The sequence below is a fragment of the Ancylobacter polymorphus genome, assembly GCF_030813495.1.
Lineage (GTDB): Bacteria > Pseudomonadota > Alphaproteobacteria > Rhizobiales > Xanthobacteraceae > Ancylobacter > Ancylobacter polymorphus.
This window is the reverse complement of sequence record NZ_JAUSUI010000005.1, coordinates 1-20862: the sequence shown is the minus strand read 5'-3', so window position 1 is coordinate 20862 and position 20862 is coordinate 1. Positions and strand designations below refer to the sequence as shown.

The following is a 20862-nucleotide window of genomic DNA, read 5'->3' as shown; positions in this document are numbered from 1 at the left end:
GCAAGGGGCGCGCAGGCCTTCCGTTTCATCTCCGTTTTCTTCGCATACGATATTGTATCCAAAAATCTCCGTCAATGTTGACAATCCTGCGGGCGTGCCCTCTGATGACTGCAGAACGCGGGAGAACAGAGCGCCGAGCAAGGTCGCCGCCCGCGTCAGTTCACAGAGGAAACACCCCGATGACCACGCGCCGCTCTGTCCTGATGGGCACTGCCCTCGCCGCCGTTTCCGGCCTCGCCCTTTCGGCCGGCCTCGCCCCCGCCACCGCCGCCGAGAAGGAGCTGAACATCGGCTTCGTCGGCGTTACCAGCGGGCCCGCCGCCGCCTGGGGTACCTCGAATGTGCGCTCCATGCAGGTGCGCGCCGACTGGCTCAACGAGCTGGGCGGGGTGAAGATTGGCGACGACACCTACAAGATCAATATCGTCACCTTCGACGACCAGAAGGACCCCAAGCGCGCCATCGCCGGCATGGAGAAGATGGCGCAGGAGGGCATCCACTATGTCGTGGGGCCGAATGTCGATGACGGCGCCGCCGCCGTGCGGCCCGTGGCGGAATCCAAGGGGATCATCTATTTCCCCTATGCCTTCCCCAAGGAGCTGTACACCAAGCCGGCCTCCAACGCCGTGCTGGGCATGATCGCCAACTATCAGTCCGCGCCGGCGATCTACAAATACCTCAAGGAAAACAAGGGCGTGAAGAAGGTGGCGTTCATCGCCGCCAATGAGTCCGACCCGCTGAGCCAGCGCGATGGCGGCGTGGCGGCGGCCAAGGCGCTGGGCCTTGAGGTGGTGGCGCAGAACGACACCTACCCCAACGACACCCGCGACTTCACCCCGGTGCTGACGCCGATCATCCGGCTGAAGCCTGATCTGCTGGTGCTCTCCGGCGTCTCGCCCGGCAATGCGCCGCTGCTGATCCGCGCCGCGCGCGAGCTCGGCTATACCGGCCTCATCTCCACCGAGACCGCGCATGACGCGGCGGTGCTGAAGGAAGGCGCGGGCGAACTGGCGGACGGCTTCATCTCGGTCGGCGGCGCCTCGACGCCGGCGATCCGCTCCAAGACCATGGACGAGTTCATCGCCCGCTACACCAAGAAATTCGGCGAGTATAACGACGAGTCCAACACCAAGGTCTATGCGCTCGACTATATCATCGAGACGCTGAAGGCCAATCCGAAGGCGATCAACGATGTCGCCGAGTTCAAGAAGACCGTGGATACGTTCGGCGCGCCCAATCCCTATGTGAAGGAAGGCACGCTGAAATATGTCGGCACCACTTCCTTCGGCCAGAAGCGCCAGCTTTCCGTGCCGATGGTGGTGACGCAGTACAAGGACGGCGCCTTCGAGACCCTGTTCGTCGGCGAAGTCGACTGAGGTTCCTTCACCCCCGTTGAGGCCGGTGCGCGCCTGCGTGCCGGCCTCTCACCGATGGAGATCCTCGGATGGAACAGGTTATCGCCAACGGGCTGTATCTCGGCGCGCAATATGCGCTGATCGCGCTCGGACTGACCCTCATCTTCGCGCTGATGAACGTGCTCAACTTCGCCCATGGGCAGATGTATGTCCTCGGCGGCTTCGTCACCTACACGATCTATGGCCAGCTGGGCCTGCCCTTCGTGCTCGCGCTGGCCTGTTCGGCGCTGACCCTCGCCATTGTCGGCGCGCTGGTGGAGAAATTCCTCTTCCGCCCGGTGATCAAGCGCAGTGCGCGCGAGGAAAGCACCATGCTGCTCGCCGCGGCGATCGCCTTCCTGATGGACGCCATTATCCTCATCCTGTTCGGCGAGAAGCAGCGCGGCGTGCCGAAGATCATCAACGGCGTGTTCGTCTCCGACAGCCTGGTCATGCCCTATGACCGCATCCTCGTCGGTGTCATCGCCATCGCGATGATCGCCTCCTTCATGGCCTATATGCAGTACAGCCGCACCGGGCGCGCCATGCGGGCGCTGGCGCAGGACCGCGTGGCGGCGCAGCTGATGGGCGTGAATGTCGACCGCTACTCGATGATCGGCTTCGCGCTCGGCGCCCTGCTCGCCGGTGTCGTCGGCGGCCTGCTGGTGACCATTACCGGCGTCAATTCCGGCATTGGCGGGCCGATCTCCATCAAGGCGTTCCTCATGGTGATGATCGGCGGCGCGGGCGTCGTCGGTGGCGCCATCGCCGGCGGGTTCATCCTCGGCATGATGGAATCGGTCGGCCTCAACGTGCTGCGCGAATTCGGCGACGTGACCTACCTCGTCATCTTCGTGCTGCTGATGGTGTTCCTGAGCCTTCGCCCGAACGGGCTGATGGGCAAGCCGTGGGGCTGAACCGGTGACCAACGCAACCAAGCTTCTCCTCGCCGCCGCCTGCGTCCTGTTCCTGCTGGTCGGCGTGCCGGCCCTGATCGCCGCGACCGGCCGCAACGATCTCTATTACACCCTCACTTCCGTCGCCCTGCTGTCCATCATCAGCGGCGGCGTGTGGCTGACCTTCTATATCGGCCGCATCAATATCGGGCAGGGCGCCTTCGCCCTGCTCGGCGGCTATGTCTCGGCGGTGCTGGTCACGGCCTATGGCATCTCCTTCTGGCTCACCCTGCCGGTGGCGGGGCTCGTCTGCGCACTTGCCAGCGTGCTGATCGGCCTACCGATCCTGCGGCTGCGCGGCGTGTATTTCGCCATGGTGACGCTGACGCTGACCGAGGTGATGCGCCTTCTCGCCCTCGCCGTGCCGATCACCAATGGCGCCAAGGGCATCGTCTCCATCCCGCTGCCGGGCGGGGTGAGCCTGTTCGGCCTGACGCTGATCCCGGATTTCGCCACGCTGGAGAACCCGCGCCTCGCCTTCTACCTCGCCTCCGTGGTGCTGATGGTGCTGTGCTTCGGTGCGCTGTACCGGCTGGTGCATTCGCGTATCGGCCATATCTGCCTGTCGCTGCAGCAGAATGAGGAACTGGCCTCTTCCATCGGGGTGAACATCGCCTCCATCCGCGTGCTCGCCTATGCCATCTCGTCCTTCCTCGGCGGGCTGGGCGGGGCGATGTTCGCGGCGATCTCGCAGTCGATCTATCCGTCGAGCTTCACGGTCGCGGATTCCGTCAACTTCATGCTGAACTGCTTCCTCGGCGGCCTGCATTACGTGCTGGGGCCGATCCTCGGCACCTTCGCGCTGTATTTCGGCTGGGACCTGCTGTTTCAGACCGGCGTCTACCAGCTTCTCATCTTCTCCAGCGCGCTCATCGTGCTGATGCTCGTGCTGCCCAACGGGCTGCTCAGCCTGCGGCTGCCCCGCAAGAAGGGAGCCTGAGCATGGACTACATTCTCGAAGTCTCCAATCTGACCAAGCGCTATGGCGGGCTGATCGCCAATAGCGGCATCTCCTTCGGGGTGAAGGAGCACGAAATCCTCTCGGTGATCGGGCCGAACGGGGCGGGCAAGTCGACGCTGTTCAAGCAGATCGCCTCCTTCGTCACCCCCACCGAGGGCGAGGTGCGCTTCCGGGGGGAACGCATTTCCGGCCTGTCGCCGCACAAGGTGGCGCGGCTCGGCGTGGTGCGGACCTTCCAGGAAACCACCATCTTCAAGACGATGAGCGTGCGCGACAACATCATCATCGCGCACCAGCTGCGCGCGCGCACCGGGCTTGCCGGCTTCTTCTTCGGCACACGGACCGCGCGCGAGGACGAGGCGGCCTTCGCCCGCTCGGCCGACGAGATCATCGACTTTCTCGGCCTCGGCCATCAGCGTCACGAGATCGCCAGCAACCTCCCGCACGGCCATCTGCGCGCGCTCGGCATCGCCATCGGCCTCGCCACCAACCCGGCGGTGCTGCTGCTCGACGAGCCCTTCGCGGGCATGAACCATGACGAGACGCGGCGCGCGGTGGAGATCGTGCGGGCGGTGCGCGCACGCGGGGTCACCATTCTGCTCGTCGAGCACGACATGCCGGCGGTGATGAACATTTCCGATCGGATCGTTGTGCTGAATTTCGGCCAGAAGATCGCCGAGGGCACGCCGAAGGAAATCCAGGAAAACCAGAACGTCATCGACGCCTATCTCGGGGTCGAGGACGAGTCGATCGGAATGTAGCGATGACACAGCTTCTCTCATTCGACGACGTTCATCTCTATTACGATCACGTCTATGCGCTGAAGGGCGTTTCGCTCGCGGTGAACGAGGGGGAGACCGTGGCGCTGATCGGTGCCAACGGCGCCGGCAAGTCCTCGATCCTGCGGGCCATCACCGGCCTGCGCAAAATCCGCTCCGGGCAGATCAGCTTCGATGGCCGGCGCCTCGACGGCATGGCCTCCGACGACATCGTGCGCGCCGGCATCTCCATGGTGCCGGAGGGAAGGCGGGTGTTCCCGCTGATGTCGGTGCGCGACAATCTGCTGATGGGCGCCTTCACCCGCTCCTCCAAGGGCGAGATCCAGCAATCGCTGGACATGGTGCTGACGCGCTTCCCCCGGCTGAAGGAGCGCTACTCCCAGGCGGCGGGCACGATGAGCGGGGGCGAGCAGCAGATGCTGGTGATTGGCCGCGCGCTGATGGCCCGTCCGCGCCTGCTGCTGCTGGACGAACCTTCGCTCGGTGTGGCGCCGAAGCTGGTGCAGGACATTGCCCGCTCCATCGTCGCCATCAACCGCGACGACAAGGTGAGCGTGCTGCTGGTTGAGCAGAACTCGCGCATGGCGCTGCGCATTTCGCAGAGGGCCTATGCGTTGACCATTGGTTCCATTGCGCTGAGCGGCGACTCCGCCGACATGCTGAACGATGACCGCGTTAAAAAGCTCTATCTCGGCGGCGAGATCTAGGATCAATCGATGCGTATTCTTGTCGTCAATCCCAACACCACCGCGTCGATGACGGCGAAGATCGGCGCCGCGGCACGCAGCGCCGCCGCGCCGGGCACGGAGGTGATCGCCGTCAACCCGCCGGACGGGCCGGTGAGCATCGAGGGCTATTATGACGAGGTGTTCTCGATCCCCGGCCTGATCGCGGAGATCCGCCGGCACCCGGACATGGACGCCTATATCATCGCCTGCTTCGACGATACCGGGCTCGACGCCGCCCGCTGCGCCACCTCGGCGCCGGTGATCGGCATCGGCGAGGCGGCGTTCCACATGGCGAGCCTTGTGGCCGGCCGTTTCGGCGTGGTGACGACGCTGGCGCGCTCGGTGCCGGCCATCGAGCACAATCTGAAGCGCTACGGGCTGATGGAACGCTGCGCCCGGGTGCGCTCGTCCGAAGTGGCGGTGCTGGAGCTTGAGGAACCGGGCTCGAACGCCTCCGCGCGCATCTTGGACGAGATGCGCCGCTCTCTCGCGGAAGATCGCGCCGAGGCCATCGTGCTCGGCTGCGCCGGCATGGCGGACCTCGCCGGGCGCCTCTCGCAAGAGGTCGGCGTGCCGGTGCTCGACGGTGTCGCCTGCGCGGTGAAGCTTGCTGAGGCGCTGGTGCAGCTCGGGCTGCGCACCTCCAAGGTCGGCGGCTACGCGCCGCCGCGCCCCAAGAGCTATACGGGGATTTTTTCCCACCTGGCCCCCGGCGCTTGACGACGTGACGGGCGGCACTCGATATTACGGCTGATCGGGGGACCGGGATTCACGTTACGTGCCAACGCCGGAACGGCAAGAGCGAAGAAGATGCTTGTGACCGTTCCCGAACCTGAAAAACCCGCCGCCCGCTGGCAAGGCGTCTACGCCGCGCTGCGCGAGGCGATCATCGGCCGAAAGCTCGCCCCGGGCACCAAGCTGCCGGAGGATGCGCTCGCCGCGATCTATGCGGTGAGCCGCACCGTGGTGCGCGCCGCGCTTCAGGCGCTCTCGCATGACCGGCTGGTGCGGCTGGAGCCCAATCGCGGCGCCTTCGTCGCCAGCCCCTCCACCAAGGAGGCGCGCGAGGTGTTCGAAGCGCGCGGGCTGATCGAGCCGCAGCTGGCCGCGCTGGCGGCGCGGACGGCGACCCCCGCCGACATCGCCCATTTGCGGGCGCATCTCGCACGCGAACGCGAAGCGCTGGCGACGGACGCCAATGCGGCCGAGGCCATCGCGCTTTCCGCGCATTTCCATGTCGAGATCGCCGAGATCGCCGGCCATTCGATCTATACCGGGTTCGTGCGCGACCTTGTCTCGCATTCCTCGCTCATCATCGCGCTGTACTGGACGCAGCGCGAGACCACCTGCAAATGCGAGGCGCACAAGGAACTGGTCGACGCCATCGCCGAGGGCGAGCCGCTGAAGGCGGCGGCGATCATGCGCGAGCACATCACCGAGCTGCTGCTGGGGCTCGACCTGTCGCGCAAGGACAGCCCTCCGACCAGCCTGCAGGACCTGCTGAAGTAGCTTCCGACTGGCAGGGCTCGTGCGGGCGCGGCGGCCGGCACTCCTCTGCGCGCGCCCGGAGCGGCGCTTTCCCACCACATAAATCGGTATCGCGGCGGCGGACCCGTTGACGAACCGGCGCGGCCCGATCAACATTGGATAAGTGGATACACTCATCCAAATGAGCGCGAATGACCGGCTTCTCTTCCATGGCGACGACCAGCACCGCTGAAGGCGAAGCCTATCGCTTCATCCTCGCCGGCATCCGCACCGCCCGCTTCAAGGCGGGTGAGCGGCTGATTCCCGAGGAGATCGCGACCGAGATCGGCATGAGCCGCATGCCGGTGCGCGAGGCTTTCCGCCGGCTGGCGACAGAGGGGCTGGTGCTGATCCGCCCCAATCGCGGCTGCGTCGTCGCCGGGCTGACGGTGGAGGAGATCTTCGAGGTCTTCGAGATGCGCTCGGTGCTGGAAGGGCTGGCGGTGCGCCTCGCCGTGCCGCGCCTCGATTCCGACGCCTTCGCCGAGCTCGACCGGCTGCTCGACCGCATGGAGCGCTCCGGCGATGGCGGGCAGGATTGGGTCGCCCGCCACCGCGAGTTTCACGAATATATCTGCTCCTTTGCCAACCGGCCGAAGCTGCTGCGCCAGATCGCGTCGCTGCATGTGACCATCGAGCCCTATCTGCGCATCTGGTTCCATCACGCGGCCAAGCCGCTGACGGCGCGCGAGGAGCATCAGGCCATCATCGACAGCCTGCGCGCCGGTGATCCCGCCGCCGCCGAGGCGCTGATGAGCGAACACATTCTGACAACAGCCCCGACCCTGACCGGCTTCGCGCTTGAAACGCGCGGGGGCGGCTGAAACGGGGCGATCCTTTCCAGCACATCGCAAAACCTGACAGAGGGAAGATCATGCGACACATCTTCAAATGGCTGGCCGCTTCCGCGCTCAGCCTGGCGGCCGTCACCGGCGCGCAGGCGCAGACCGCGCCCAAGGCGATCACCATCGCCACGGAAGGCGCCTATGCGCCGTGGAACTTCACCGGCCCCGATGGCAAGGCGGCGGGCTTCGAGGTCGATCTCGCGAAAGATCTGTGCGCGCGGATGAAAATCGAGTGCACCATCGTCATCCAGGACTGGGACGGACTCATCCCCGCGCTGACGGTGGGCAAGTTCGACGTGATCATGGCGTCCATGTTCATCACCGACAAACGCCTGGAAGTGATCGACTTCTCCCGTCCCTACGCCATCGACCCCTCCAGCTTCGCCGTCGCCAAGACCAGCGCGCTGGCCAAGTCCGGCCTCGGCGGCAAGTTCGACCTGAACAAGGAAGGCGAGGCGCAGGCCAGCATCGACAAGATCAAGCCGCTGGTGAAGGGCCAGACCATCGGCGTGCAGGCCGCCACCACCAACCAGCAGTTCCTGAAGAAGTATTTCGACGGTGTGGTCGACATCCGCGAGTACAAGACCACCGAGCAGCACGACCTCGACCTCGCCGCCGGCCGCGTCGACGGCCTGTTCGCCCAGCAGACCTCGCTGGCCGCGACCCTCGCCAAGCCGGAATATGCCGAGTTCGAGATCGCCGGCCCCGGCTTCCTCGGCGGCGTGTTCGGCCGTGGCACCGGCGCCGGCTTCCGCAAGACCGACACCGCGCTGCGCGACCAGTTCAACGCCGCCATCGGCGAAGCGATCGCCGACGGCACCATCAAGCGGCTGTCGGAGCAGTGGCTGAAGTCCGACGTCACCCCTCCCCAGTGACGAAGCGCGGCCCCCGCCGCTGAGGCGGGGGCCGTCCGGCTTTCGGAGCACCCGATGGACCTGCCCGCTTTCGTCTCCCTGCTCGGCTTCAGCGAAAAGGGCTGGGGCCCCGCGCTGCTGACCGCCGCCGGCATGACCGTGCTGCTCTCGGCCTCCGGCGTCGTGCTCGGCGCGCTGTTCGGCGGCCTTGCCGCCTTCGCCCGCCTCAAGGGCGGCCGGCTCGCGCGCGGCACCGCCGATGCCTATTGCACGCTGTTTCGCGGCGTGCCGGACCTGTTGACGATCTACCTGCTGTATTTCGGCGGCAGCTCGCTGCTGACGGCGGTCGGGCGGTTCTTCGGCGCGCAGGGCTTTGTCGGCCTTCCCACCTTCGCCACAGGCGTGCTGGCGCTCGCCATCATCTCCGGCGCCTATCAGGCCGAGGTCTATCGCGGCGCTTTTCTTGCCATTCCCGCCGGGCAGATCGAGGCCGCGCGCGCGCTCGCCATGCCGGGGCCGCTGATGCTGCGCCGGATCATCCTGCCGCAGCTGCTGCGCTACGCCATTCCGGGGCTCGGCAATGTCTGGCAGCTGATCCTCAAGGATTCCGCGCTGCTCTCGGTGATCGGTCTGGTGGAACTGATGCGCCAGTCGCAGATCGGTGCCGGCTCCACCCGGCAGCCCTTCGTGTTCTACATCGCCGCCGCCGTGCTCTATCTCGTCATCACCTTCATCAGCGGCGCCCTCATCCGCCGCGCCGAGAAGCGCAGCCTGCGCGGCGTGAGGAGGGCCTGATGGATATCGCCTTCTTTCAGGACGTTTTCCTCCGGCTGCTCGGCGGCGTGCCATTGACGCTGCAACTGGCCGGCATCTCGCTGTCGATCGGCTTCGTTCTCGCGGTGGTGCTGGCCATAGCGCTGCACAACGCGTCGCCCCTCGTCGTGCTGCCGCTTCGCGGCTATGTCGCGCTGTTTCGCGGCACGCCGCTGCTGGTGCAGATCTTCCTCATCTATTACGGCCTCGGCCAGTTCCGGCCGTCGCTGCAGGCGATGGGTGTGTGGTGGCTGTTTCGCGAGCCCTATTGGTGCGTGATCCTCGCGCTCACCCTCAACACCGCAGCCTATGGCGCGGAAATCCTGCGCGGCGGGCTGCAATCCGTGCCGGCCGGGCAGATCGAGGCGGCGCTGGCCTGTGGCATGTCGCGCGGGCTGCTCTACCGGCGCATCGTGCTGCCGCTCGCCTTCCGGCAGGCGCTGCCGGCCTATGGCAATGAGATCATCCTGATGGTGAAGGGCACCTCGCTCGCCTCCATCGTCACGCTGCTGGAAGTCACCGGCATCGCCCATCAGATCATCTCGCAGACCTACCGCGCCATCGAGGTCTTCATCTGCGCGGGAGCGATCTACCTCATCCTCAACTTCGCCATCACCCGCGCCCTGGCGTGGCTCGAACACCGCCTGTCGCCGCATCTGCGCCCGCCGCCGGCCGCACGTTCCGCGACGCAGAAGGGAGAAGCGGCATGACCGCCCCGCAATCCTCCATGCCGGGCGCCGCCGCGCCCGCCCGGCCGGACGCCATCGCCGTACATGATCTGCACAAGAGCTTCGGCAGCCTGGAAGTGCTCAAGGGCATTTCGCTGACGGCGCGCGAGGGCGACGTGGTATCGATCCTCGGCTCGTCCGGCTCCGGCAAGTCGACGCTGCTGCGCTGCCTCAACCTGCTGGAGGCGCCCGATGCCGGCACGCTCAGCGCCGCCGGGGAGACGCTGCGCTTCGGGCGCGACGCGAGCGGCCGGCCGGCGAAGATCGACCCCCGCCGGGTGGAGCGGCTGCGGCGCTCGGTCGGCATGGTGTTCCAGAACTTCAATCTCTGGTCGCACATGACGGTGCTGGAGAACATCATCGAGGCGCCTGTCCATGTGCTGGGGCGCCCGCGCGCCGACTGCATCGCCGAGGCGGAGGCGCTGCTCGCCAAGGTCGGCATCGCCGAGCGCCGGCATTACTACCCCGCCCATCTCTCCGGCGGGCAGCAGCAGCGCGCGGCGATCGCGAGGGCGCTGGCGATGAACCCGCAGGTGCTGCTGTTCGACGAGCCGACCTCGGCGCTCGATCCTGAACTGGTGGGCGAGGTTCTGCGGGTGATGCGGGCGCTGGCCGAAGAGGGCCGCACCATGCTCGTCGTCACCCATGAGATGGGCTTTGCCCGCGATGTCTCCTCCCGCGTGCTGTTTCTGCATCAGGGCGCGGTGGAGGAGGACGGCGCACCGGCCGAGGTCTTCGCCGCCCCGCGCTCCGAGCGCTTCCGCCAGTTCATTTCCGCCCAGCGTTAAGACCGGCTCTCCGCCGGCCCGTGCCCCGACCCAAGAGGTTGCCGTGACCATTCGTCCGAATTCGCTCGAAGCGCGCGATATCGCCTATCACCTCCACCCCTACACCAACGCCGCCAAGCACCAGACCGAGGGGCCGCTGGTGCTGACCGGCGGGGAGGGCGTCTATGTCACCGACGCCAGCGGGCAGCGCTATATCGAGGGACTGGCCGGGCTGTTCAGCGCCGCGCTCGGCTTCAGCGAGCACCGGCTGGCGGAGGCGGCCTATCGCCAGATGAAGACGATGCCGTTCTACCATGCGTTCGGCCACAAGGCGACGGAGCCCGGCATCGCGCTCGCCGAGCGGCTGATCGCCATGGCGCCGGTGCCGATGTCCAAGGTGTTCTTCGCCAATTCCGGCTCGGAGGCCAACGACACCGCCGTCAAGCTGATCTGGTACTACAACAACGCGCTCGGCCGGCCGCAGAAGAAGAAGATCATTTCGCGGCTGCGCGGCTATCACGGCGTTACCGTTGCGTCCGGCAGCCTCACCGGGCTCCCCTATGCGCATCGCGATTTCGACCTGCCGCTGCCGGGCATCCTGCACACCCTTTGCCCGCATTACCGCCGCCATGCCGAGCCGGGCGAGAGCGAGGAAGCCTTCGCCACGCGCTGCGCGGACGAGCTCGAAGCGCTGATCCTGCGCGAGGGGCCGGAGACGGTCGCGGCCTTCTTCGCCGAGCCGGTGATGGTGTCGGGCGGCGTGGTGGTGCCGCCGAAGACCTATTTCGAGAAGATCCAGGCGGTGCTGAAGAAATATGACGTGCTGCTGGTGGCCGATGAGGTGATCTGCGGCTTCGCCCGCACCGGCAACATGTTCGGCACCGAGACCTATGGTCTCAAGCCTGACATGATCACGCTGGCCAAGCAGCTTTCCGCCTCCTACCTGCCGATCTCGGCGCTGATGATCAGCGAGACGATCTACGCGGCCATCGTCGCGGAAAGCGAGAAGATCGGCACTTTCGGCCATGGCTACACCTATTCCGGCCACCCGGTCGCGGCCGCCGTGGCGCTGGAGGCGCTGCGCATCTACGAGGAAGACGGCATTCTCGACCATGTGCGCGCGGTCGCGCCGCGCTTCCAGGCGCATGTGGCGCGGCTCGGCAATCATCCGCTGGTCAGCGAGGCGCGCGGCGTCGGGCTGGTGGCGGGGCTGGAACTCTCGCCGGACAAGACCACCGCCTTCGACCCCAGCCTGCTCGTCGCCAGCCAGGCGGCGCGCTTCGCCCAGAACCATGGCGTCATCACCCGCGGCATGAACGACACGCTCAGCCTCTGCCCGCCGCTGATCATCAGCGAGGCCGAGATCGACGAATTGATGCAGCGCATCGAGCGGGCGCTGGACGACACGCGCGACTGGGCGCGCAACGCCGGCCTGATGGCGTGAGGGAGACGATGACCATGCGTGATTTCCAGAAGCCCGGCCGCTCCACCGTCTATGCCCGCGAGGCGATGGCGGCGACCTCCCATCCCGCGGCGACGCTGGCGGCGACCGATATCCTCAAGGCGGGCGGCAACGCGCTGGACGCGGCCATCGCCGCCTGCGCCGTGCAATGCGTGGTCGAGCCCGGCTCCACCGGCATCGGCGGCGATTGTTTCGCCCTGCTCGCCGGCGAGGACGGCAAGGTTCACGCCTATAACGGCTCGGGCCGGGCGCCCGCCGCGCTCACCGCCGCCTTTCTGCGCGACAAGGGGCTGACCCAGATTCCCCGCCAGTCGCCGCACGCCGTCACCGTGCCCGGGGCGGTGGATGCCTGGACCCGGCTGCATGCCGACCATGGCCGCCTGCCTTTCGCCGAACTGATGGCCCCCGCCATCCACCTCGCCCGGCATGGCTACGCGGTGGCGCCGCGCGTGAGCTATGACTGGGGACGCGAGGCCGCGCTGCTGGCGGGTGACGCCAATGCCGCGCGCGTGTTCCTCCCCGAGGGCCGCGCGCCGGTCGCCGGCGAGGTCCACCGCCAGCCGGAACTCGCCGATACGCTGGAGACCCTCGCCCGCGAGGGGCGGGACGGCTTTTACAAAGGCGCGGTGGCGGCGGATATCGTCGCCTATCTGAACGGCCTCGGCGGGCTGCACACGCTAGACGACTTCGCCACGGCGGCGGGCGAATATGCGGAGCCGATCCATGCCCGTTTCCGCGGCCATGATGTGTATGAGTGCCCGCCCAACGGGCAGGGCATCATCGCGCTGATGATCCTCAACATCCTCACCCGCTTCCCCGCCGAGGGCGACCCGCTGGCGGCGGACCGGCTGCATGTGGAAATCGAGGCGACGCGTCTTGCCTATGCCGCGCGCGACCGCTTCCTTGCCGATCCGGCGCAGGCCGGCGTGCCGGTGGACTATCTGCTCTCCGACGCGCTGGCGGACGAGCTTGCCGGGCTGATCCGGCTCGACCGCGCGCTCACCGACATGCCCGCCTTTCCCGGCGGCGAGCACCGCGACACGGTGTATATCTGCGTTGTCGACAAGGATCGGAACTGCGCCAGCTTCATCAACTCGATCTTCCACCCCTATGGCGCCGGCCTGCTGGCGCCGTGCTCGGGCGTGCTGCTGCACAATCGCGGCCAGAGTTTCGTGCTGGAAGCCGGCCACCCCAATGAGCTCGCCCCGCGCAAGCGGCCGATGCACACCATCATCCCCGGCATGGTGCTGAAGGACGGCAAGCCGTTCATGCCCTTCGGCGTGATGGGCGGCCATTACCAGGCGATGGGCCACGCGCATTTCATCGGCAAGGTGCTGGATTTCGGCCTCGACCTGCAGGCCGCCATCGACCTGCCGCGCCTGTTCCCCATCCCCGGCACCAACGACATCGAGGTCGAGGACAATTTCGCGCCCGAGACCCTCGCCGAACTGCGCCGGCGCGGCTTCAGCCTCGTGCCCTCGGGACGGCCGGTCGGCGGGGCGCAGGCGATCCGCATCGACCGGGCCAACGGCACGCTGGCCGGCGCGTCGGACCCGCGCAAGGACGGCTGCGCGCTCGGTATCTGAGGGGAGGGACCGGACCATGACCATTCTCGATCTCGACGAGCTGCGCGCGCGTTACGCCTCCGCCTCGGGCGCCGACATCTTCGACCCGGCCTTCCGCGCCGTGGCGGAGGGCGTGTTCAAAGACGGCGACAAGCGGCCGGCGCCCTATTGCGGCGTTCCCACGCTGCTGAAGGCGCCGTATCGGCCGGAGGCGCTGGCGAATCTTGCCGAACTCGACGTGGCGCTGCTCGGCATCCCGATGGATCTCGGCGTCACCAACCGCTCCGGGGCGCGGCTCGGCCCGCGCGCGGTGCGCAATGTCGAGCGCGTCGGGCCCTATGAGCATGTGCTGAAAGCGGTGCCGACGGCGCGGCTGCGCGTGGCCGATATCGGCGACGTGCCGTTCCGTAGCCGCTTCGATCTCGCGACCTGCCACGAGGACATTGAGAGCTTCGTCGGCGACCTCGTCGCGGCGGGGGTGGCGCCGCTGTCGGTCGGCGGCGATCATTCCATCGGCCTGCCGCTGCTGCGCGCCGTCGGGCGGGAACGGCCGGTGGGCATGATCCATATCGACGCCCATTGCGACACGGGCGGCTCGTTCGAGGGCTGCAAGTTCCACCATGGCGGGCCGTTCCGGCAGGCGGTGCTGGACGGGGTTCTCGACCCCCGCCGCACCATCCAGATCGGCATTCGCGGCAATTCGGAATATCTGTGGGAGTTCTCTTTCGCCTCGGGGATGACGGTCATCCACGCCGAGGAGGTGGACGATCTCGGCATAAGGGCGGTCATCGCCAAGGCGCGCGAGGTGGTGGGCGACGGCCCGACCTATATCAGCTTCGACGTGGACGCGCTGGACCCGGCCTTCGCGCCCGGCACCGGCACGCCGGAGGTTGGCGGGCTGACCTCGGCGCAGGCGCTGGGCATTCTGCGCGGCCTGTCCGGTGTTCAGGTCGTGGGTGGCGATGTCGTGGAGGTGGCGCCGCAATATGACCCCACCAGCAACACCGTGCAGATCGCCGCACAGGTTCTGTTCGAGATTTTGTGCCTGACGGCCGCCGCGCGGGGGTGAGGCCAGCGCACGCCGCCGGGCTCGACATTCAGCTCGGCGCCGTCGCCGATTGCGATGTCACCTGTCTGCACCTCGACGACCGGCGCCGCCGAAACCGCCGCGCCTGTTCACGGCAGCCCGGCGAGAAAGGCCGTGGCGTCGGCGACGATCTCGGTGCGCTGCGCCGCCGGCATGCGGGCGAGCGTGCGGTAGGGCATGGCAAGGCGCGGATTGGCCGAGAGCACCGTCTCGTTTTCGATGAGGAAATTCCAGTAGAGATAGTTGAACGGGCAGGCGCCCGGCCCGCGCTTGATCTTGGGATCGAAGGCGCAGCCTTTGCAGTAATCCGACATGCGGTCGATATAGGCGCCGGAGGCGGCATAGGGCTTGGAGCCCAGCCGCCCGCCATCGGCATGCATCACCATGCCGTGGACATTGGGCAGTTCCACCCACTCAAAGGCATCGGCATAGACGGCGAGATACCATTGCTCGATCTGCGCCGGCGCCACCCCGGCGAGCAGCGCGAAATTGCCGGTCACCATCAGCCGCTGGATATGGTGGGCATAGGCGTGGCGGCGGGTGGCGCCGATGCATTCGGCCATGCAGCGCATCGGCGTGTCGCCGGTCCAGTACATCGCCGGCAGGTCGCCGGTGGCGCCCAGATGGTTGCTGCCGGCATAGCCCGGCATCTCCGCCCAATAGAGGCCGCGCACGAATTCGCGCCAGCCGAGAATCTGGCGGATGAAGCCTTCCACCGCGTTGATCGGCGCCGCGCCGCTGCGAAAAGCCTCCTCGGCGCGGGCACAGACCTCGCGGGCGGTGAGCAGGCCGCAATTGAGATAGGGCGAGATCAGGCTGTGGAACAGGAAGTCCTCCCCCGCCTTCATCGCGTCCTGATAGTCGCCGAAGCCGGGCAGGGTGTCTTCGATGAAATGGTCGAGCGCCCGCAGCGCATCCGCCCGCGTCACCGCCCAGCCGAAGGGTTCGAGATCGCCGAAATGCCCGCCGAAACGCGCGGCGACGAGGTCGATCACCTCGCGCGTGAGCGCATCCGGGGTAAAACGTCGGCGCGACGGAACGCGAAGGCCGCGCGGCAGCGACCGGCGGTTCTCCGGGTCGAAGTTCCACTGGCCGCCTTCCGGCGCGTCGCCCCGCATGAGAAGGCCGGTGCGCCGGCGCATCTCGCGATAGAAGAACTCCATCCGCCCGGTCTTGCGCGCCCGGCCCAGCGCGGCGAATTCGGCGTGCGAGCAGAAGAAGCGGTCATCCTCGCGAATATGCACCGGCACGGGCAGGGTCTCGGCCCAGTCCGCCATCATCTCCCGCACCCGCCATTCGCCGGGCTCGGTGACGATCACCGAGGCGGGGGCGTGGCGCGCGACCGCCCGGGCGAGTTCGCCGGTGAAGCTCTGTGTGTTGCCGGCCTCATTGAGCCGGACATAATCGACCCTTATGCCCTCCGCGCGCAGCGCCTTCGCGAAATGGCGCATGGCGGCCAGCAGGAAGGCGATCTTCTGCTTGTGATGCGGGACATAGCGGGCCTCGGCTTCGACCTCGACCATCAGCACGATGTCGCGGGCGGGGTCGAGATCGGCGAGCGAGGAGACCCCGCGGGTCAGCTGGTCGCCGAGCACGAAGCGCAGATGCCTGTTCATGACGTGCCCTTCTTCGCGCCGCTGGTGGCGCCGGCCCCAGTGGCGCGGCAGCTGTCGGAGCAGTAGAGCACCCGGTCCCAGTCGCGCGCCCATTTGCGCCGCCAGGCGAAGGGCCGGCCGCAGGCGCGGCAGAGCTTGGTGGGCAGATCGGCCTTCTTGCGCATGCGCGCCATGGCGTCGTTGTCTCCTGCGGTGCCGCGCCGCGCGTGGCCGGGGTAGGCTCAGAAGGGAAGGGGCGCGCCGTGGCGGTCGAAGAAGCCGCCGCTGTCCGCAGGTCCCAGCCGTGCCAGCCCGGCGAGCAGCTCCCGCGCCGCCGTCTCAGGGGGCAGCGGCTCCAGCCCCACTTTGGCGAAGGGGCGCGACAGCGGCGTTTCCACCGTTCCCGGATGAAGGGCGACACACACCGCCTGCCGATGGGTGCGCGCCAGTTCGATCGCGGCGGTGCGCACGAGCTGGTTAAGTGCCGCCTTGGAGGCGCGGTAGCTGTACCAGCCGCCCAGCCGGTTATCGCCGATGCTGCCGACCTTGGCCGACAGCGTCGCGAACACAGCGGGCGCGTCGCGCGGCAGAAGCGGCAGGAAATGCTTCATCAGCAGCGCCGGGCCGATGGCGTTGATGGCGAAGGCGCGTGCCATCGCCGCCGGGTCGAGCGCCTTCAGCGCCTTTTCCGGTTGCAGCGTCGCGTCGGACAGCATGCCGGTGGCGTCGATGATGAGCGTGGGGGCCCCGTGTGCGGCCACCTGCGCCGCCGCCTGCGCGATGGAGGCTTCCGCGCACAGGTCGAGCGCGGGGGTGGAGCGGCGCGACAGGCCGATGACCGCGTCGAACGCCCCCTGTTGCCGTAACGCCTGCATCAGCGCCGAGCCGATGCCGCCCGAGGCGCCGATCACCACTGCGCGGCTCATCGGGGCGCGCCTTCAAGCCGCCGTGCGAGGCTTTGCAGCCGTGGGCGAAGCCGCAGGAAGCCGAGATAGGCGCGCTCCAGCAGGGCGAGCACCCGTGGATGCCGCGCCGCGAGGCCGAGCGGCCGCAGCAGCGGAATCTGCCGCCATATCGCGGCGAAGGCGGCGGCGCCGGAACGCAGCTCGCCGTCTTCGCGGGCGTGCAGCCGCGCCAGCATCGTCGCGCGATCGGCGGGGCAGGTTGTGGCGGTGCCGAGATCGACGAAGGCGATACGCCCGCGCCGGTCGAGCCGCCGCATCAGGGCGATCTCGCGCCGGCACAGCGGGCAGGCGGAATCGTACCAGACGGTGACGGCGGCGGGTGCGGCGCGCGCGCTCATGCCACCGCTCCGATGAGGAGACAGGCGCCGGCCACCACGGCGGTGATGACGCACCGCAGGCGCCAGAACCACAACGGCCACAGCCCCGCCCGCCACAGATGACGGTCGACCAATAGCAGCGCCGCAAAGAGCACGGCGAGCAGCAGAAAGCCCGGCCCGACCGGCAGCAGTGCGGCCACCCAGCCGAGCAAAGCGGTGATGTTGCTCATGAGGAACAGCCGCAGCGCGAGCCCCTCGGCCGCGAACAGCGCCGCCCCCCAGTGAATGCCGCAGACGAAGGAGGCGATGACGGCGCCGTAGATCTGGACTGCGCCGAGCCATTCCCCGTGGCGCAACATGGCATCGGCGGCGCCGGCGAGAAAGGGCAGGGTGCCGGCCCCGGCCAGCAGCCAGGCCGCGAGGAGGGCGGGTCGTTGCGCGGGGGACAGAGTGCGTGCGTCGGACATCGCAGGCTTTACGCCGGGCGGTGGGGGCTGGATCAGCGAGACACCCCATAGGGTGCGGCGCCGAATCGGCGGCTGGCGGGAAAGTCGGGCATCCGCCGCGCGGGAGGACGGGGTGAAGCGCCGCTCCGCTGTTGCCCAGCCTCAGACGCAGCGGCTTTTGCCGGCCGCAGGGTGCAGGCGCGTGGCGGAAATGACACGCCCGGCTTGCTTGCCATCGCAATTGCTGACCGCGTCGGCCAGCGCGCTCGACCTCTGCATCGCAGGCGGTGGGGCAAGGGCTGTGAAGGCACCGCCGGTGGTGCGGCGGAGTATATGATTACAGGCGGCAGGGGCTCGGATGGGGCCCTCACCGGGCCTGGGAAGCGGCGGGGCCGGCGCGACGGGAGGCGCCGGCGGCGCTGGCGGCCTCGCGCGGATGCCGTTGCACAGACAGGCCGATGCCGAGCGGCCCGATCGCCGGGGGCTGGCTACCACCTGTCGCCTGACGGCCACACATCGCTACCATTTCTGACCATGCGTGAATGACGACAGACATCGGCCGTCCCCCCGATTGCCGCGCCTACCGGTGCGATGGTAGCCCTCTCCCATAGATACCTTCGGGAGAAGTCGACATGCGCCGCACTGCCAACCGCCGGAAGGTCACGAGACACGGACATCGGGCGATGCGGGCCGTGCTTCTCGCTTCTGCGGCCTGGCTGGCGCTTGGCGTCCCCGCGCAGGCCTTTCTCGAATCGACGGACGGTGCCGGCGGCCAGAATGGCCTCGGTGCGGCAGGAGGCGACGCGGGGTTCGGCAATGGCGGCGGCGGCGGCGGCAATACGCTGGCGGGGCAGAACGGCTCGGTCTCTGCTGGCGGCTCGGGCGGTGGCAACTCGATCAACGAACAGGGCGGGCTTGGTGGAACGGCGTCGGCCGGTGGCACAGGCTCTACCAACGCCGGCAATGGCGGCGGGGTGAACCAGGCCGGAACCAACAGCCTCGGCGATGGTGGTGGTATTGGCGGTTCGGTCGGGCAAGGCGGCGGCGGCGGACCCGCCCAGTATTATGGCGGCGGTGGCGGCGGCGGTGGCACCGGCGGCGGCGGCGGTGGTGGCGGCACTCAGAACCCGCTCGCCGGCGGCGGCGGCGGCGGCTTTCGCGGCTATTACGGCTCTGCCTCCAGCTTCAATCCGGTCGGGGAGACACAGATTCTCGGCGCGGGTGGTGGCGGCGGCGGTGGCAGCACCGGCGGCGGCGGCGGCGGCGCGGGCGTGGTGCTGTCGGAAGGCGCGTTCACCGGCACGCTCCAGTCCGGCCTCACCATTGCCGGCGGCGGCGGTGGTGGTGGCGGCTCGACCGCAAGTTCGAGCGGCGGCTGGGGCGGCAATGGTGGCACCGGCCTCCTGCTTCAGTCGCTCGATGCCTCATCCTTCACCATCAGCGGCGCCGTGTCCGGCGGCAACGGTGGCAATGGCGGCAACGGTGGCACCTCGTCGCCCTATTCGGGCGGGAGCGGCGGTGCCGGCGCGCGCGGTATCGGTGTCGAGGGCAACACGCAGACCGTCACCCTCATCATCAATGGAACGGTGACCGGCGGCAATGGCGGCACCGCTGGCACCGGCTTTACCAATGGTAGCGCCGGCGCGGGTGGCAGCGGCATCTGGGGACAGAACATCGCCGTCACGGTCAATTCCACCGGCAGCGTGTCCGGCGGGCTCGGGGGAGATGGCGTCACCCGCGCGGACGCCCTGACCTTCACCGGCGGCACCAACACGCTCACGCTCGAAACCGGCGCCACGTTGACCGGCGGCATCGTGGTTGCGACCGATGCGACCACGCTGGAATTCGCTCAGGCGACCGACGTCACCCTGTCCAATGTGATTTCCGGCGACGGCTCCATTTCCAAGACGGGCGCGGGCACGCTGCTTTTGACCGGCGCAAACACCTATAGCGGCGGAACCTCCGTCAACGCCGGTACGCTGGCGGGCACCACGACCAGTCTGCAAGGCGACATCGTGAACAATGCGTCGCTGGTGTTCGATCAGACGACGAATGGGACCTATTCCGGCGCGCTTTCAGGCTACGGCTCGCTGACGAAGACCGGCACCGGCACGGTGACGCTGACAGCTTCGAACAGTTCCTACACCGGCGCCGTCACCATCAGCGCCGGCACGCTGGCGCTGAGTGGTTCGGGAAGTCTCTCCACGGCCAGCAGCGTGACGGTGGGCAAGGGCACGCTGGATATCTCCGCCACCACGGCGGGCGCGACGATCAAGGATCTGTCGAGTTCCGACAGCGAGGCCCGCGTGGTGCTGGGAAGCCAGACGCTGTCCGTGACCACGCTCAACTTGAACACCTTTGCCGGCGTCATCAGTGGCAGCGGCGGGCTCACGGTTTCCGGCACATTGCCCAGCGGGCTGATCCTGACGGGTGAAAACACCTATCTCGGCACCACGACTGTGAACGGCGCGCTGGCGATCGGCTTCAACTCGGCGTCGGGCTCGGTTGCCGGCGACATTGTCGTGAACGCGGGCGGGGGCGTGGCCTTTGCCCGCAACGATACCTACACGGTCCAGAACAGCATCACCGCGGCCGCCGGCTCGCTCATCGCCTTTGCCTATGGCACCTATTCCTATGCCGGCAGCGGCGTCATCAGCGGCGCCGTGCTTGTGCAGAGCGGCGAACTGCATCTGATCGCGGATGAGTTCGCCAATGCCAGTTCACTGAGCCTTGACGCCGGGGCCACACTTTCCGGCAATGGCACGGTCGCGAATCTCGTGGTGAGGAACGGCGGCATCGTCGCGCCGGGCAACTCGCCCGGAACCATCGCGGTGAATGGCACGGTGGCGTTCAAGACTGGCGCCACCTACCGCGTGGACGTGACGCCGACGAGAGAGCACGATCTCCTCACGGCGACCGGCGCGGTGACCATCGAGGGCGGTACGGTGCAGGTTGTCACGGCGCCGGGCGACTATGCCTCCGGCATCCGCTACACCATCGTCACGGCGGCCAGCGTCACCGGCACCTTCGGCAGCGTGACCGACGACTACGCCTTCCTCGACGCGTCGCTCGA

General features: G+C 67.9%; 21 protein-coding genes. 16 read left to right on the top strand and 5 right to left on the bottom strand.

Features of this window, described 5'->3' with window-relative positions:
- The first annotated feature begins 179 nt into the window (after positions 1-179).
- From J2S75_RS12010 to speB, 15 genes are all read left to right on the top strand, one after another.
- Positions 180-1376, top strand: a complete 1197-nt coding sequence (locus J2S75_RS12010) for an ABC transporter substrate-binding protein (RefSeq protein ID WP_307020101.1) — start codon at positions 180-182, stop codon at positions 1374-1376.
- Between the two features lie 68 nt (positions 1377-1444).
- A complete protein-coding gene (locus J2S75_RS12005) occupies positions 1445-2311 on the top strand; it encodes a branched-chain amino acid ABC transporter permease (RefSeq protein ID WP_307020100.1) in 867 nt (288 codons plus the stop codon).
- Positions 2312-2315: 4 nt separating this feature from the next.
- A complete protein-coding gene (locus tag J2S75_RS12000) occupies positions 2316-3290 on the top strand; it encodes a branched-chain amino acid ABC transporter permease (protein ID WP_307020099.1) in 975 nt (324 codons plus the stop codon).
- Between the two features lie 2 nt (positions 3291-3292).
- Positions 3293-4072, top strand: a complete 780-nt coding sequence (locus J2S75_RS11995) for an ABC transporter ATP-binding protein (RefSeq protein ID WP_307020098.1) — start codon at positions 3293-3295, stop codon at positions 4070-4072.
- 2 nt (positions 4073-4074) lie between these two features.
- Entirely contained in the window at positions 4075-4797 is a 723-nt protein-coding gene (locus J2S75_RS11990) for an ABC transporter ATP-binding protein (RefSeq protein ID WP_307020096.1), read from the top strand.
- Positions 4798-4806: 9 nt separating this feature from the next.
- Complete coding sequence (locus J2S75_RS11985) at positions 4807-5538, top strand: aspartate/glutamate racemase family protein (protein ID WP_307020095.1); 732 nt, start codon at positions 4807-4809, stop codon at positions 5536-5538.
- 90 nt (positions 5539-5628) lie between these two features.
- A complete protein-coding gene (locus tag J2S75_RS11980; RefSeq protein WP_307020094.1) occupies positions 5629-6327 on the top strand; it encodes a GntR family transcriptional regulator in 699 nt (232 codons plus the stop codon).
- A gap of 170 nt (positions 6328-6497) precedes the next feature.
- A complete protein-coding gene (locus J2S75_RS11975) occupies positions 6498-7169 on the top strand; it encodes a GntR family transcriptional regulator (protein WP_307020093.1) in 672 nt (223 codons plus the stop codon).
- A 50-nt stretch (positions 7170-7219) separates the two neighbouring features.
- Positions 7220-8065: a transporter substrate-binding domain-containing protein gene (locus tag J2S75_RS11970; protein WP_307020092.1), complete on the top strand. Its 846-nt coding sequence runs from the start codon at positions 7220-7222 to the stop codon at positions 8063-8065.
- A 54-nt stretch (positions 8066-8119) separates the two neighbouring features.
- Complete coding sequence (locus tag J2S75_RS11965; protein WP_307020091.1) at positions 8120-8839, top strand: ABC transporter permease; 720 nt, start codon at positions 8120-8122, stop codon at positions 8837-8839.
- On the top strand, positions 8836-9567 hold the full coding sequence (locus tag J2S75_RS11960) for an ABC transporter permease (protein WP_307020557.1): 732 nt from the start codon (positions 8836-8838) through the stop codon (positions 9565-9567). The genes J2S75_RS11965 and J2S75_RS11960 overlap by 4 nt, the downstream gene beginning before the upstream one ends.
- A 17-nt stretch (positions 9568-9584) precedes the next feature.
- The gene (locus J2S75_RS11955; protein ID WP_370874134.1) at positions 9585-10373 is read left to right on the top strand and encodes an ABC transporter ATP-binding protein; all 789 of its coding nucleotides are present in this window, start codon (positions 9585-9587) and stop codon (positions 10371-10373) included.
- A gap of 43 nt (positions 10374-10416) precedes the next feature.
- Complete coding sequence (locus J2S75_RS11950) at positions 10417-11796, top strand: aspartate aminotransferase family protein (protein ID WP_307020089.1); 1380 nt, start codon at positions 10417-10419, stop codon at positions 11794-11796.
- A 14-nt stretch (positions 11797-11810) separates the two neighbouring features.
- Positions 11811-13400, top strand: coding sequence for a gamma-glutamyltransferase (ggt, locus tag J2S75_RS11945; protein WP_307020555.1), 1590 nt, complete (start codon positions 11811-11813; stop codon positions 13398-13400).
- A 16-nt stretch (positions 13401-13416) separates the two neighbouring features.
- Positions 13417-14448 (top strand): agmatinase, encoded by a 1032-nt coding sequence (gene speB, locus J2S75_RS11940; protein WP_307020088.1) that lies wholly within the window; start codon positions 13417-13419, stop codon positions 14446-14448.
- Positions 14449-14555: 107 nt separating this feature from the next.
- Here the strand turns inward: speB and J2S75_RS11935 are convergent, their stop codons facing one another.
- Genes J2S75_RS11935 through J2S75_RS11915 form a run of 5 tightly spaced genes read right to left on the bottom strand, consistent with a single transcriptional unit; the run spans position 14556 to position 17810 of the window.
- A complete protein-coding gene (locus J2S75_RS11935; protein ID WP_307020087.1) occupies positions 14556-16082 on the bottom strand; it encodes a cryptochrome/photolyase family protein in 1527 nt (508 codons plus the stop codon).
- Positions 16079-16255 (bottom strand): DUF2256 domain-containing protein, encoded by a 177-nt coding sequence (locus J2S75_RS11930; protein WP_307020086.1) that lies wholly within the window; start codon positions 16253-16255, stop codon positions 16079-16081. Before J2S75_RS11930 ends, J2S75_RS11935 begins: the two co-directional genes overlap by 4 nt.
- Positions 16256-16303: 48 nt before the next feature.
- Positions 16304-16987, bottom strand: a complete 684-nt coding sequence (locus tag J2S75_RS11925; RefSeq protein WP_307020085.1) for an SDR family NAD(P)-dependent oxidoreductase — start codon at positions 16985-16987, stop codon at positions 16304-16306.
- Entirely contained in the window at positions 16984-17364 is a 381-nt protein-coding gene (locus J2S75_RS11920; protein WP_307020084.1) for a thiol-disulfide oxidoreductase DCC family protein, read from the bottom strand. The genes J2S75_RS11925 and J2S75_RS11920 overlap by 4 nt, the downstream gene beginning before the upstream one ends.
- The gene (locus J2S75_RS11915) at positions 17361-17810 is read right to left on the bottom strand and encodes a DUF3429 domain-containing protein (RefSeq protein ID WP_307020083.1); all 450 of its coding nucleotides are present in this window, start codon (positions 17808-17810) and stop codon (positions 17361-17363) included. The genes J2S75_RS11920 and J2S75_RS11915 overlap by 4 nt, the downstream gene beginning before the upstream one ends.
- Before the next feature lie 662 nt (positions 17811-18472).
- Between J2S75_RS11915 and J2S75_RS11910 the strand changes: the two genes are divergently transcribed.
- Positions 18473-20862 (top strand): autotransporter-associated beta strand repeat-containing protein (locus tag J2S75_RS11910; protein WP_307020082.1); only part of this gene is annotated, 2390 nt, incomplete at its 3' end.

Bases quoted from the DNA above. Each gene is read 5' to 3' on its own strand.
- J2S75_RS12010 (WP_307020101.1), top strand. From the start codon at position 180: ATGACCACGCGCCGCTCTGTCCTGATGGGCACTGCCCTCGCCGCCGTT.
- J2S75_RS12005 (WP_307020100.1), top strand. From the start codon at position 1,445: ATGGAACAGGTTATCGCCAACGGGCTGTATCTCGGCGCGCAATATGCG.
- J2S75_RS11995 (WP_307020098.1), top strand. From the start codon at position 3,293: ATGGACTACATTCTCGAAGTCTCCAATCTGACCAAGCGCTATGGCGGG.
- J2S75_RS11990 (WP_307020096.1), top strand. From the start codon at position 4,075: ATGACACAGCTTCTCTCATTCGACGACGTTCATCTCTATTACGATCAC.
- J2S75_RS11985 (WP_307020095.1), top strand. From the start codon at position 4,807: ATGCGTATTCTTGTCGTCAATCCCAACACCACCGCGTCGATGACGGCG.
- J2S75_RS11980 (WP_307020094.1), top strand. From the start codon at position 5,629: ATGCTTGTGACCGTTCCCGAACCTGAAAAACCCGCCGCCCGCTGGCAA.
- J2S75_RS11975 (WP_307020093.1), top strand. From the start codon at position 6,498: ATGACCGGCTTCTCTTCCATGGCGACGACCAGCACCGCTGAAGGCGAA.
- J2S75_RS11970 (WP_307020092.1), top strand. From the start codon at position 7,220: ATGCGACACATCTTCAAATGGCTGGCCGCTTCCGCGCTCAGCCTGGCG.
- J2S75_RS11965 (WP_307020091.1), top strand. From the start codon at position 8,120: ATGGACCTGCCCGCTTTCGTCTCCCTGCTCGGCTTCAGCGAAAAGGGC.
- J2S75_RS11955 (WP_370874134.1), top strand. From the start codon at position 9,585: ATGCCGGGCGCCGCCGCGCCCGCCCGGCCGGACGCCATCGCCGTACAT.
- ggt (WP_307020555.1), top strand. From the start codon at position 11,811: ATGCGTGATTTCCAGAAGCCCGGCCGCTCCACCGTCTATGCCCGCGAG.
- speB (WP_307020088.1), top strand. From the start codon at position 13,417: ATGACCATTCTCGATCTCGACGAGCTGCGCGCGCGTTACGCCTCCGCC.
- J2S75_RS11935 (WP_307020087.1), bottom strand. From the start codon at position 16,082: ATGAACAGGCATCTGCGCTTCGTGCTCGGCGACCAGCTGACCCGCGGG.
- J2S75_RS11930 (WP_307020086.1), bottom strand. From the start codon at position 16,255: ATGGCGCGCATGCGCAAGAAGGCCGATCTGCCCACCAAGCTCTGCCGC.
- J2S75_RS11925 (WP_307020085.1), bottom strand. From the start codon at position 16,987: ATGAGCCGCGCAGTGGTGATCGGCGCCTCGGGCGGCATCGGCTCGGCG.
- J2S75_RS11920 (WP_307020084.1), bottom strand. From the start codon at position 17,364: ATGAGCGCGCGCGCCGCACCCGCCGCCGTCACCGTCTGGTACGATTCC.
- J2S75_RS11915 (WP_307020083.1), bottom strand. From the start codon at position 17,810: ATGTCCGACGCACGCACTCTGTCCCCCGCGCAACGACCCGCCCTCCTC.